Raw genomic sequence first — 13,201 nt, forward strand, 5'->3', positions numbered from 1 at the left:
AACCCATCCCTGGGCTACGTTTGCCATTCATGGCAATAACACCCCGCTGCGCCTTATCCCCGGTGACCATCGCTTCCATGCGTTCTCACTCCCAGTTAAGAATCACCTTGCTGGCCTCTCCCGCCAGCATGGCATCGAAGCCCTGCTGAAACTCGCTGTAGTGCAAGCGATGGGTGATCACCGGCGAGATATCCAGGCCGGAGTCGATCATCACGGACATCTTGTACCAGGTCTCGTACATCTCCCGGCCGTAGATGCCCTTGATGGTCAGCATGTTGAAGATCACGGTGTTCCAGTCGATGGCCAGCTCCTCGCCGGGAATGCCGAGCATCGCGATCTTGCCGCCATGACACATGTTGGCGAGCATGTCCTGGAAGGCCGACGGATTACCGGACATCTCGAGACCCACATCGAAGCCCTCGGACATGCCCAGCGAGCTCTGGACGTCGACCAGGCTCTCCTCGGCGACATTGACGGTGCGGGTGGCTCCCAACGTCTTGGCCAGCGCTAGCCGCTGGGGATTAACGTCGGTAATCACCACATGTCTCGCCCCGGCGTGGCGGCAGACCGCGGCGGCCATGGCGCCGATCGGCCCGGCCCCGGTGATCAACACGTCCTCGCCGAGCAGGTCGTACTGCAAGGCGGTATGCACGGCGTTGCCCAGGGGATCGAACAGCGCTGCCACGTCCAGATCGATGCCGGGGCGATGCTCCCAGACATTGGACATCGGCAACGCCACGTACTCGGCGAAGGCCCCGGGGCGATTGACGCCGATGCCACGGGTATGGGCACACAGGTGGCGCCGCCCGGCCAGGCAATTGCGGCAGCGCCCGCAGACCACGTGCCCCTCGCCGGAGACGATCTGCCCGGGGTGGAAATCGTTGACGTTGGAGCCTACCTCGACGATCTCGCCGACGAACTCGTGGCCCACCACCATCGGTACCGGAATGGTTTGCTGGGCCCAGCTATCCCACTTGTAGATATGCAGGTCTGTGCCGCAGATCGCCGTTCGCTTGACCTTGACCAGGACATCGTTGATGCCGACGTCCGGCTCGGGCACGTCATCGAGCCAAAGCCCCGGTGCCGCCTCTCGCTTGACTAGCGCCTTCATGCACGCCTCCTCGCTATGGTGGATGTCTCTTCGACTAGGTCTCCGGCTGGCAATCCCTGACAGGATGATTACCATGAAGGAATTAATTCCAGCATAGTGGACAAATTCCTCTATGCAAGAAAAAAATCCATCATACTGAATACTCGAGGAGACCAGGGTGCCAACGACTTCCCCCCTGCCGCCGGAGCATGGCGGCCAATTGCTCTGCGATCGCGTTATCGCCCTGCGCAAGAAACGCGGCCTGACCCTCGACCAGTTGGCCTCGGCCTGCGGCGTCAGCCGCTCGATGCTCAGCCAGATCGAGCGCGGGCGAGCCAACCCCACCCTGGCGGTGACCCTGCGCATCGCCCAGGCCTTCGGCCTTAGCATCGGCGACCTGGTCGACCAACCCTGGACCGCCTCCACCATCGAAGTGGTCCGCGGCGACGACGCGACCCACCTGTTCCGAGACGACCGCGAGTGCCGGATTCGCACCCTTTCGCCACTGCACCTGGAGAAAAGCGTCGAATTCTACGAGCTACGCATCGCGCCCCGGGCGCAGCTATATAGCGCCCCCCACTTCGAGGGCACCCGGGAACTACTGACGATCACTCGGGGACGCGCCCGAGTGATCGCCGGCGACAACGAATGCCAACTGGGCGTGGGCGACTCGGCCCACTACCACGCCGACCAGGAACACACCATCGAGAACGACAGCGAGGAGGAACTGCTGGCCTTCCTGGTGGTGACCTACGAGTAGTCGGTGCCCACCAGCCCTGCGGTGCGCTCGAGGATGTCGAGGCCTTGCTGCTTCAACCAGTATGGCAGGTCGATCAGCACCCAGTTCTCGGCCAGCTTGTCGCCCTCGCGGCGGTAGATGTCCACCACCCGCATGTCGGCGCGAACGTCGCTGCCGGGCAGCCCCAGGAAGCCACCGATAGGCGTATTGGTCAGGTTCGGCCAGCCAAAGAAACCGGCGTAGTCACCCTCGGCGAAGCGCGTCACGTGGCCATTGAAGACCTTGCCGGTCAGCCCGGTGCGAAACGGTAGCTGGTGCTGTTCCTGGTAACGGGGAATCGTGTAGGTCGCGCCGATGCCCGCGGGGCCATACCAGATCATGTCATCGTGCCAGCTGCGCGCCAGCAGCTCCGGTGGCGGCAGGTCATCGCCGCTCAGGTTGAGGGCGGTCAGGTCGTCGACCATGCGGTTGACCAGCGCCAGGGTCTTCTCCCCCGCCGCCGGGTCCTGGGCCTCGAACAACAGGCCATCATGTGTCCGCGGGCCGGGGTAGACGAAGGAAGCGCCGGTCTGGGGTGGCAGCGGATTGATGCCGGCCTGATGCATCACGTCGATGATGTCGCAGAAGAAGCCGCTGCGAACGATCCTGCCATCACGGATGCAATGGAAATCTGCATAGCGCAGGAAGCCGATCCTGCGGGTCGCCGGGATACCCAGCCAGGGGCGATCCCTGAGCCCCATGAAGTGGCCCATGCTGACCACCCAGTCGGTACCGTCGCGGGTGTTGGTACCGGCGAAGAACACATCCTGGCGCCGCTGAACCGACGACCAGGCGGCGAGGAAAGGCCGCCAGAAGGCATCGGTGACGGCCTCGGCGCCATGCTGCTCCTCGAAGGGATGGACGCCGTGCCATTGGTAGTCGGCGGAGGTATAACGATCGACGATGCCGCCGACCGTCTCGGCATCGGCCCCCTCGAGCTCGCGATAGAACTCGAGAATCAGGGCCTTGTTGGCTTGATGGGTGGTCATGACATTCTCCGGGATCGAGAAACAGACGACGGCCGCACCCGGTATCGACGACACCGAGCGCGGCCAGGGACGAGGAAGAGGCCTAGACGCGACGCTTCTCGAAGGCCTCCCAGGCCTCCAACAGGGCATCAAAATCGAAGCCGGGCACTCTGGCGCTGGCCAGCAATTCCTGTTCGGCGCCGATGATCGTGGCGATGGCCTCGGGCAGCGCCTGGGCTTCGTCCGGGGTCAGCCGCACCGCGCCATGCTTGTCGGCATGAATCAGATCGCCGGGGGCGATATCCAGGCCGAAGACCCTGACCGGCACATCGACGGCGGTGACCCGCACATAGGCATGAGAGGGGCCGACTCGGCCGCCCAGCACGGTGAAATCCGGTTCCAGGTCGTCGAGGTCACGAATCACCCCATTGGTGAGCACGCCATCGACGCCCAGGCGCTTGTGCAGGCAGGTGTTGACCTCGCCCCAGTAGGCGCCCACGGTTTCCTCGCCATCCTCGTCCTCGATCACCATCAGCGAATCGGCTGGACTGTCGGCGACATAGCGGTAATAGGCGAGGCGCCGCTCGCGGATGACCGCGGCGTCTTCCTCGGGAGGCGTCAGGGCGCGGATCTTCGCACAGCGAGCATAGCCGACCAGGGGCGCGGCGCCGGGGTCGGCGGCCACCAGCGGCAGCCGACTGAAGCCCTCGGCACTGCGAGTGCCACGCACCAGGTCGAGGGCATTGGCCACCGTGGGAGTGTCGAAGCGCCGCAGTTCGTTCAGCAGTTCCGGGCTCAGGGCCATGGGTCTCTCCGGGTCTAGGGGGTAGATGAGCGCTCGAGCCAGTGCGCCAGCGCCTGGTTGACGGCCTCGGGGGCCTGCAGAGTACTCAGATGGCCGACCCCCTCGAGGATCACCAGCTCAGCTCCGGGGATATGATCGGCCAGATAAGTGTGCCGGGATACCGGGCACAGCCGGTCGCCGTCGCCACACAGCACCAGGGTCGGCACGGAAATGGACGCAAGCGCGGCGCTGCCGTCGGGACGATCGCGCAGGGCGATGGCCTGACGCCGGAAGGTCTCGAGGCCACCGCGCTCGGCCATGGCCACCACCAGAGCACTGTGCTCGGGGTCCACGGCGGCGCCCTCGGCGGGATACAACGGCGCCAGCACCTCGCCGGCATAACGGGCCATGCCCAGGGCCTCGGCCTGGGCGATGTCGTCGGCCCGCTGTGCCCGGCGCTCGGGCGCCTCGGCGAAGGGGTTGGTATCGAGCAGCGCCAGCCGCTCGATGCGCTCCGGCGCCAGGCGCATCAGCGCCAGCGCCAGGATGCCGCCCATCGACAGCCCGGCGACGCTGAAGCGCGGCCAGGGCGTCTGGTCGAGGATGTCTCGGGCCAGGGCTTCCAGATCGTCACTGGCATCGAGGCGCGGCACCCGAATATCGGCCCGCCCTTCCAGGGCCTCGACCTGGGGTGCCCACAGCCGCTCGTCGCAGAGGGTGCCGGGAATCAGCAGCAGCGGCTGTCGCCGGGTCACATTATGCATACGTAGTCCTTCTTTGCCCTTCAGGCAGCGCGACGCGGGCCGGTGGGCGCATCCCCGCCACGCACCACGACCACCTCGGCGTCGGCATCGGCCTCGAGGCGATGCGTCCAGCCCTGGGGCGAGGTGAAGGTATCGCCGGTGCCCAGCGCCAGCTCGCCGGCCTCGCTGACCAGACGCACGCCGCCGGACTGCACGAACAGCACCTCCGGTTCGTCGCAGTGGTAGTCCGGGGTCACGGCCCCTTCGGCGACGCGCAGCACGCGCAGCTGGAAACCATGGGGCCACCAGCCGCTGATCGGCCCCGGCCCGAAGCCGTCGCCGCTGGCCGCCGGGGCGATGACGCCGCACTCCTCGACGCCGGGGGCGGCGAGCACGGCGTCAGCGTTGCCGCGCAAGGCCTCGTGGCGCACCATGCATTCGGCGAGGCGCTCCGGCGAAGGCGTCACCAGCCGCGCGATCTCTTCGGCGTCGGGGGCGGTCTCGATCTCCTCGTCCTCGGGGATGGTCTCGCCGGCGGCACGGTCCACCAGGCGGCCGCTCTTGAGCAGCACCAGCCCATGATGCTCGGCCAGGTCGAAGACGCTGGGCGCCCAACGCACCCGCCCCGGGTCGTCACCGCCCAGCACGACCCACAGGAAGCCGGTCCCGGCATCGAGCTTCTCGAAGCCGCGGAACATCTGGGTCGGCACGCTGACCACGTCGCCCGGGGCGATGTCCAGGGTGCCCTCTTCCCGCTCCGGGCCGAAGAACAGCCGCCAGCGCCCGGTGTGCACCACGAACACCTCGGCACCCTCGTGGGAGTGCTGGGAGTTCAGGCAGCCATCGGGCTGGCGGGCGCCGCCGACGTTGAAGCCGTGAGGCTCGGAGATATGCACGTGCTGGTCGGCGCTCTCTGCTACCCCGGGGCCGATGATGGTGAAGTTCTCCTTGCGATCGGAGCCCGGCGAGCGGGTATCGATGAAGGCATTGCGGCAGGGCACCAGGTCGTCGTAACGCACCCGGCGCTGGCGCAGCGTGTCGAGGGTCCAGGTCATGAGGCCTCCTGCTGTCGGTGTTGGGCGATCTGGGCGTGGATAGCGATCTCGTCGAGATGACGCCATTCGCGTGGCGCCACCCTGACGTCTTCGAGGTCGACCCTGTGATGAAGGCGGCACCGGGAGGTGCCGAGGTAAGTGGTCATGTCAGGCCTCGCCTACGGGGAAGGGAATCTCCCCCACCACGCGAGCCTTGTTGAATTCGCGCAGACGCGCGAAGACGTCCACGCCCAGCTGGCGATAGGCATCCAGTAGATCGACCGTCACCCAGTTTTCCCGGATCTTGCCGTCTTCCAATCGCCAGAAATCCAGCGACCGCATGGCGATCTTCTTGCCCGAGGGCGCGATCCCCAGCCAGCCGTCGTCGGTCACCGTCTGCATCATGTTGGGCCAGCCGGTGACCGCCGCGTAATCGCCATCGCCGAAGAAGTGATAGTTGATCTCGTCCAGATACTGTCCGCGGTCGGGCATGCCGCTCAGGAAGGGAATCTGGTGCCAGTTGCGGAAGCCGGCGATGCCACGGCCCGTGCCGATGCCGGCCGGCCCGTACCAGTTCATCCGCTCATGCCAGAACCTGGGCATCTCCATCACTTCCGGCCCGCCCTGGCCGGGGTGTTTCGTCATATGGTCCAGCATCTCTACGATGTGACGGCAGGAGGCCTGTGACTGCTCCTCGTCCCAGGGGCCCGGCACAACGCCATCCATCGTCGCCGGCCCGGGGATGCAGAATTCGAGACCGAGCGAAGGCGCCAGCGGCCAGGCCTTTGCCTGCATCATTACCTCCGGGATATCCCAGATGGCTTGGATCTCGACGACCCGGCCTTCCTCGAAGCGATAAAATTCATGGAAGCGCATGTGCGTCAAATGGCCGGTCGGTGGAATATCCAACCAGGGCTTCACGAAGGTGCCATAGTAATGGCCCCCGCAACCGATCCAGTCACCACCATGTTCGGTGCGCCCGCCCATGACGATCCAGTCACGGCGCTCCAGGTCGGGCATGGACTCGAACAGCGGCGCATAGCAGCTGTCGTAAAGCGCCTTCGGACCGGCCAGATCGCCGAAGGGGTGGCACATGTGCACCACCGCGTCCGGGGCGATCAGCCCCTCCAGCGCGGTCCGCACGCCTTTCTCGCTAAAATCGCGCATCGCTTCCCGCATCGGGGCAATCAGCGATTTATTCCGGGTATGAGTGTCCGTCGTCATTCTGCAACCTCTCCATTGCACACATTCTTGCCGCCAAGCCTGGTTTTCTCGCCAACCCTCGCGGTCTGGAGCACCCATCACGCTCTCTATACCGATACCCGGTAATGGGAACAGAACAACCTCGCGCCAGAATTCCTGCTGAATATGAAATCACTTGAGGCCGCCTTGTGCCCCGCCACTCACCACGACCCACCTCAACGTCGAGATGGCCCAGGAGCGATGCGATCGCCCCTGGTGAGGGGTAAAGACACCAGCGGCATCCAGCGCTAGTTCGGCGGTCGCACTCGCCGCCCGCCCCCTGACATCAGGCATTTTGTTGACGGTGCTGGGCGATCTGGGCGTGGATGGCGATCTCGTCGAGCTGGTGCCATTCGCGTACCACGGTGTCGCCGCGCAACTCGGCATGAGTGATGCCGAGCAGCACCACCGGGGCGCCGCTGGCCGGCCCGAAGACGCCGCCGCCCTGATGGGGGGTGGAAAGCGACCAGCGGAACGCCACCCGGCGCGGCTCGCCGGCGTCTTCACGATCGATCCAGTGATGAATGCGGAACGACCCCATGGGAAAGGCGCCCTTGTAGCCGAACCAGAAGCGCTCCAGGTCATCGTGGCCACGCAGGGTGCGCGCTCCCGGCACCTTGGCATCGATGGCCCGGTCGTAGCCGTCGCGCAGGCGCTCGAGACGAGCGTGCTGCCAGAGATCCCGATAGCGCACGGCCACCGGCCCCAGGGCGTCGATGTCCAGGTCCCCATCGGGGCCCCGCCAGCGCTCCACCAGGGCCTCGGCGTCGGGCAGCGCGGCCTTGGCCGCCAGGGCCTCGCCAAGCACCGCCGGGGAATGCCCCAGCTGCCGGGCCAGACCGGCCTGGTCGCGGACCAGCCACTCATCGACGATGCGGTTCTCCCGGCACAGGCAGTCGGCGATGGTCATGACGCCGGCCCGCACGCCGGTGGGCGCACCGAAGGCGCCCTCCCCCTTGTGAGTCATGTGGGAGAAGATGCGGTGCGAAGAATAGTAGGTGCCCGGGGCATCCTCGCTGTCGATGACGTCCTCACCGAGCAGGGTGCGGTCGGGGAACTCCTGGAGGGTCTCCAGGGTACCGCGGATCACTCCTTCGACGCCGCTGAAGGCGCCTCCCGGGGTCTTCACCGGGCAGTCCTCGGCGTAGTAGTCGCGGATCAGGTCGATGCCGCGCCCCTCCCAGATCCACTCGGTGATCTTGAAGATGTAGTCACGCAGATCGACGAACTGCGCGTCGAAACCGGTCAGGCTCATGCCATGTCTCCTTGTGGGTTTCAGTGGGCCGTCCAGCCGCCGTCGACCATCAGCGCGCTGCCGGTCACCAGGGCGGCGGCGTCCGAGGCGAGGAAGGCCACCGGGCCCATGATGTCCTCGATCCGGCCGAGACGCCCCAGCGGTATCTTCGCCAGCACCGCCTCGCGAAAGCCCGGCTGCTCGAAGAACGGCCGGGTCATCGGCGTCTCGACGAAGGTCGGGCAGACGCTGTTGACGCGGATGCCACGGGGGCCGAGTTCCACGGCCATGGCCCGGGTCATGCCCTCCACCGCGGACTTTGAGGCGCAGTAGAGGCTGCGGTCGGCCGCGCCCACGTGGCCCATCTGGGACGACATGTTGATGATCGAGCCGCCCTCCGGCATCGAGGCGATCACGGTCTGGGCCAGGAAGTAGGCGGCCCGCACATTGATGTCCATCACCGCCGCATAGTCATCCTCGCTGATCTCGTCGATCGGCTTGGGCCGATTGGTGCCGGCATTGTTGACCAGGATATCGATGCGTCGGCCGCTGAGCGCCTCGCGCACCGCCGCGGTATCGGTGACATCCAGGACCAGCGCCTCGGCCGAGTGGCCGGCGGCGGTCAGCGCCGCCACCGCCTCCTCGAGGACCGCGGGGTCACGGGCCACCAGGATCACCTTGGCGCCGACCTGGGCCAGGGCGCAGGCCGCCGCCAGCCCCAGGCCCTTGCTGGCCCCGGTGATCAGTGCCGTGCGGCCATCCAGCCGCTGGCTCGGTGTCTGGGGTAGCGTCATGATTGGCTCCTCAATCGGACCGCCTCAGGCTTCCACCTGGCCGGCATAGGGCACGTCGCGCTGGCCGTAGCGGCGCACGCGCTCGTTGGCCTGCTCGCCGTGACCGGCGAAGCCTTCAAGGGCACAGAGCCGCGAGCAGTAGCCACCGATGCGGGCGGAGGCCTCGTCGGTGAGCACGCGCTGGTAGGTGCAGGTCTTGAGGAACTTGCCGACCCACAGGCCACCGGTGTATCGCGCCGCCTTCTTGGTGGGCAGGGTGTGGTTGGTACCGATCACCTTGTCACCGTAGGCGACGTTGGTGCGCGGCCCCAGGAACAACGCGCCGTAGTTGACCATGTTGTCGAGGTACCAGTCGGCGTTCTCGGTCATGATCTGGACATGTTCGTAGGCCATGTCGTTGGCGACCTGAAGCATTTCCTCATGGCTGTCGCAGACGATGATCTCGCCGTAGGCCTCCCAGGACTGACGGGCGGCATCGGCGGTGGGCAGCTTCTCGAGCAACTCGGCGATCGCGGTCTCGGTATCGCGGGCCAGGGCCTCGGAATTGGTCAGCAGCGCACAGGGCGAGTTGGTGCCGTGCTCGGCCTGACCCAGCAGGTCGGTGGCACACAGCAGGCCATCGACGCTGTCATCGGCGACCACCAGGGTCTCGGTGGGGCCGGCGAACAGGTCGATGCCGACACGACCGAACAGCTGACGCTTGGCCTCGGCGACGAAGGCATTGCCCGGGCCGACCAGCATGTCGACACCGTCAATGCTCTCGGTGCCGATGGCCATGGCACCCACCGCCTGAACGCCACCGAGCACCAGGATCTCGTCGGCGCCGGCCAGGTGCATGGCGGCGACGATCGCCGGGTGGGCCTTGCCCTTGTAGGGCGGCGCCGCGGCGACCACGCGCTTGACGCCGGCCACCTTGGCGGTCAGCACGCTCATGTGGGCCGAGGCCACCATCGGATAGCCGCCACCGGGGATGTAGCACCCCACCGCCTCGATGGGCACATGCTTGTGGCCGAGGATCACGCCGGGGCTGTTCTCGATCTCGACCGGCTGCATGGAAGCGAGCTGAGCCTCGGCGAAACGGCGAACCTGCGCCTGGGCGAAGCGGATGTCTTCCAGCGACTGGGGGTCGACCTCGCCGATCGCCCGATCGATCTCTTCCTGGGTCAGGCGGAAGCTCTCCGGCGACCAGCCGTCGAAGCGCTCGGAGAGTTCGCGCACGGCGCTGTCGCCGCGGGCCTCGATATCGGCCAGGGTAGTTTCGACGACGTCGCGCACCTTGCGGTCGGCTTCGGCGCGCACATCCTGGGTGGCGCCGGACTTGAGATAACGGATCATGGATTCACCTCGGGAGTTACAGGGTAGTGATGGTGGATTCGGCGCCGTCGCTCGCGGCCCAGGGCTGACTCAGAGGTCACGCGGCGCCGATCTCGATATAGGGCTGCTGGCAATCTGGCATTCTATGCATACGAATGCAAACAGAAGTTTCTCCTCCCTTCGTCGCACCTCTCGCCCCGGGGTCGCCGGACCTGCCCGTCATCGCGGGCAGGCTCGGGCGGGGATCAGATCCATGCCGCGAACAGGTACAGGAACAGCATCGTGGCCAGGAAGAACACCACCAGCAACCAGCTGACGCGGTCCACCTTGCCGGGAATCAGGTACCAGCCCTGATCCTTGGCCGGCAGGTTACGCTCACGATACATCGCCTTCTGCCCCTGAATGGTATAGGCCGAGAGCTCTCCCTGGCGGCCATCCAGCAGCAGGCTGGCGGCGAGCGCCACAGGCACGTTGACCACCGCGCCGATGGCGCAGAACCAGGGCCAGGCGACCTCGGTCTGGGTGGCCACATACCACACCGCCACGAAGCCGGCCGCCACCCCGATCAGCAGCCCCCGCTCGGTGGTGTGCCGGGAGAAGAAGCCCAGGGCGTACATGCTCAGCTTGGCGCCGACGAAGTATGAGCCGACCTTGGTCAGCAGCTGCAACACCGAGCCCTCGCTCTGGGCGAACAGGATCGCCGGCACGATGATCAGCACCGCCCAGCCGACGGTGAACCAGCGGGAAGCCTTCAGGTAGTGGGCCGAGGAAGCGTTCTTCTTGAAGTACTTCTCGTAGAAGTCGAGGGTGGTCACCGTGGCGAGCGAGTTGAGCGCCGAGTCCAGACTGGACATGGAGGCGGCCACTACCGCGGCGGCGACGATGCCCAACAGCCCCGGCAGACCATAGTCGGCGGCGAACTGCAGCACGATGGTGTTGCTGTTGTCGAACTCACGGCCACCGTAATAGCTGTAGAACAGCACCCCCAGCAGCAGGAACAGGAAATAGATGAAGAAGGCGGCGAAGCCCATGAGCAGGAAGGACTTCTTGGCATCGCCGATGTTCCTGGCAGCCAGCGCGCGCTGCACCACCATCTGGTTGGCGCCGTAGACGGTGACGTGATAAAGCACCATGGCGATGACCCCGGACCAAACGGTGGCCTCGACCCGAGGATCGAAGGAGAAATCCAGGATATTCATTCTGCCCTCGGCCTTGAGTTCGCCCAGGGTGGTCGCCAGCGATTGCGGCATGTGGTCGAGCAAGGCATAGAAGATGATCGCCGCCCCCACCAGCAGGATCACCGCCTGCAGCACATCGGTCCAGATGACCGCGCTGATCCCGCCCATCAGGGTATAGACCAGGGCGATCAGGGTGATCACCAGGATCGCGCTAACGACATCCACGCCGGTGATGAAGCTCAACACCAGTGCCGTGGCATAGAGCACCGCCGCCGAGGACAGGGTCTGGGTCATCATGAAGATGATCGACATCACGCCCCGCGCTTTCTTGCCGAAGCGGCGCTCCTGATATTCGTAGATGGACGCCACACCGCTGTTGTAGAAGAACGGCAGGAACAGAGTGATCACCAGAAACACCACCAGCGGGTAGTTGATCTGGATCATCATCACCCCGAGCCCGCTGCCATAGGACCAGGCGGGCCCGCCCAAGAACGACATGGCACTGACGTAGGTGGCCATCACCGACAGACCGATGGCCCACCAGGGAATGGTCTTGTTGCCCAGGTAGTAATCCTCGGCGCTGTTGACCTTCTTGCTCAGCAGCGACCCCATCACCAGGTTGCCGATGAGATAGACGATCAGGATCGTCCAGTTGAGCGTCCCAAAACTTTCCATCAGTGATGCCCCGTTGTCATTGTTGGTGGCTGTGGAGGAAAAATTGGCACAAATTGAATACGATTGCAAAGGGCGGTGGAGTACTCCAGCGGCGCAGTACCTCTTTCGAGACACTCGGAAAAAGTCACCTGTCAGTGAGTTAAATCGTATTGCCGAGACACCTTCGCCCGCATGCTGCGACTAAAGATTAAGCCGAGCGGGCGGGAATTCACTCGGGAGCCACTCCCCGAGCGGGCTGGCGAGCGCTGTGGCGAAGAATGGGGGTCACCGGCAACACCCGGTTCTCGGCACTGAAGTCACCCTGGCGAATCTGCTTGAGCAACAGCGTGGTCGCTTCCTCCACCATGCGATCCACGGGCTGGCGCACCGTGGTCAGGCGATAGCTCGGCCAGGCGGCAACTGGGGTGTCGTCGAAGCCGATCACCGAGACGTCCTCCGGCACGCGACGCCCCAGGTCGTCGCGCAGGGTCTCCATCACCGCAATGGCCATGTGGTCGCTGGCGGCGAAGATGGCGTCGGGATAAGGGGGCTCGGCAAACAACTGCAACGTCGCCGCTCTGGCCTGCTCGAAGTCATAGTCACCCTGAGCGACCACATGGCACCGCTTGCCCAGCGAAGCCAGGCCATCGACCAGCCCCAGATAGCGATGCCGACTGGTCGAAGAAGTCTCGAGCCCCGACAGGTAGGCGACGCATTCGTGGCCGCCCATGGCCAGGTAGCTGCCGACCCAGTAACCGCCATGATAGTTGTCGCTGTAGACCTGGCTGATCCCGGCGAAGTCCACGTTGCGGTTGATCAGCACCACCGGAATGCCGGTCTCGACACACTCGTGGGCCAGTGACGAGGTCAGGGAGGCCGACATCATCAGGATGCCGTCGACCTGGCTCTGCAGGATGCTGTCCATGACCCCGGCGAAATCGCCCTCCTCGGGCACCACGAACAGCAGCAGGTGGTAGTCCTCGTCCTGGAAGCGACGTGAGGCCTTCTCCACCACCAGCGGGTAGAACATGTTGTCCAGGTGCGAGAGCACCAGGGCGATGGTCCGCGAGGAGCGAGTGATCAGCGAGCGGGCGATGCTGTTGGGCCGATACCCCAGCTCCTTGGCCGCCTTGAGCACCTTGAGCTTGGTCTTCTCGGAGATGCTGGCCTTGGGCGAGAAGCAGCGACTCACCGCCGACTGCGAGACTCCGGCTCGCTCGGCGACATCCCGCGATGTGACGGCAGACTTCCTCTTCATCGGCATCGGCTCACTGAGAATACGTAATCAATGTTAACAGCTTTCTCCGCCGCCCTCTGCCATGCGCGAGTGCTTGCCCACGCCGGCCCCTCGCACTCGCGCAGACACCAAGCCGGCGCCCCCGGATCGA

Annotated in this window: 12 protein-coding genes; 1 reads left to right on the forward strand and 11 read right to left on the reverse strand. The window is 65.4% G+C overall.

The window, feature by feature from the left end; translation table 11 throughout:
- Positions 1-85 precede the first annotated feature (85 nt).
- A complete protein-coding gene (tdh, locus tag FIU88_RS12110; RefSeq protein ID WP_152479414.1) occupies positions 86-1,111 on the reverse strand; it encodes an L-threonine 3-dehydrogenase in 1,026 nt (341 codons plus the stop codon).
- Positions 1,112-1,268: 157 nt separating this feature from the next.
- On the opposite strand from tdh, the gene FIU88_RS12115 reads away from it, so the two are divergent.
- Positions 1,269-1,850 (forward strand): helix-turn-helix domain-containing protein, encoded by a 582-nt coding sequence (locus tag FIU88_RS12115; protein ID WP_253742542.1) that lies wholly within the window; start codon positions 1,269-1,271, stop codon positions 1,848-1,850.
- Here the strand turns inward: FIU88_RS12115 and FIU88_RS12120 are convergent.
- From FIU88_RS12120 to FIU88_RS12165, 10 genes are all read right to left on the reverse strand, one after another.
- A complete protein-coding gene (locus FIU88_RS12120; RefSeq protein WP_152479415.1) occupies positions 1,841-2,857 on the reverse strand; it encodes a nuclear transport factor 2 family protein in 1,017 nt (338 codons plus the stop codon). The two genes, FIU88_RS12115 and FIU88_RS12120, sit on opposite strands and share 10 nt — an antisense overlap.
- A gap of 82 nt (positions 2,858-2,939) precedes the next feature.
- Complete coding sequence (locus FIU88_RS12125; RefSeq protein ID WP_016854466.1) at positions 2,940-3,641, reverse strand: RraA family protein; 702 nt, start codon at positions 3,639-3,641, stop codon at positions 2,940-2,942.
- Positions 3,642-3,655: 14 nt separating this feature from the next.
- Entirely contained in the window at positions 3,656-4,384 is a 729-nt protein-coding gene (locus FIU88_RS12130; protein ID WP_152479416.1) for an alpha/beta fold hydrolase, read from the reverse strand.
- 20 nt (positions 4,385-4,404) lie between these two features.
- A complete protein-coding gene (locus FIU88_RS12135) occupies positions 4,405-5,418 on the reverse strand; it encodes a cupin domain-containing protein (protein WP_152479417.1) in 1,014 nt (337 codons plus the stop codon).
- A 147-nt stretch (positions 5,419-5,565) separates the two neighbouring features.
- Positions 5,566-6,621, reverse strand: a complete 1,056-nt coding sequence (locus FIU88_RS12140) for an ester cyclase (protein ID WP_172977716.1) — start codon at positions 6,619-6,621, stop codon at positions 5,566-5,568.
- A gap of 304 nt (positions 6,622-6,925) precedes the next feature.
- Positions 6,926-7,894 carry an ester cyclase gene (locus tag FIU88_RS12145; protein ID WP_152479418.1) on the reverse strand — a complete coding sequence of 323 codons (969 nt, stop codon included), beginning with the start codon at positions 7,892-7,894 and terminating at the stop codon, positions 6,926-6,928.
- 20 nt (positions 7,895-7,914) lie between these two features.
- On the reverse strand, positions 7,915-8,667 hold the full coding sequence (locus tag FIU88_RS12150) for an SDR family NAD(P)-dependent oxidoreductase (protein WP_016854472.1): 753 nt from the start codon (positions 8,665-8,667) through the stop codon (positions 7,915-7,917).
- 24 nt (positions 8,668-8,691) lie between these two features.
- Positions 8,692-10,002, reverse strand: coding sequence for a histidinol dehydrogenase (gene hisD / locus FIU88_RS12155; protein WP_152479419.1), 1,311 nt, complete (start codon positions 10,000-10,002; stop codon positions 8,692-8,694).
- A gap of 224 nt (positions 10,003-10,226) precedes the next feature.
- Entirely contained in the window at positions 10,227-11,834 is a 1,608-nt protein-coding gene (locus tag FIU88_RS12160) for a sodium/solute symporter (protein ID WP_152479420.1), read from the reverse strand.
- A gap of 208 nt (positions 11,835-12,042) precedes the next feature.
- The gene (locus tag FIU88_RS12165) at positions 12,043-13,077 is read right to left on the reverse strand and encodes a LacI family DNA-binding transcriptional regulator (protein ID WP_367613877.1); all 1,035 of its coding nucleotides are present in this window, start codon (positions 13,075-13,077) and stop codon (positions 12,043-12,045) included.
- Positions 13,078-13,201 lie beyond the last annotated feature (124 nt).

The sequence above is a fragment of the Halomonas sp. THAF12 genome (assembly GCF_009363675.1).
Lineage (GTDB): Bacteria > Pseudomonadota > Gammaproteobacteria > Pseudomonadales > Halomonadaceae > Halomonas > Halomonas smyrnensis.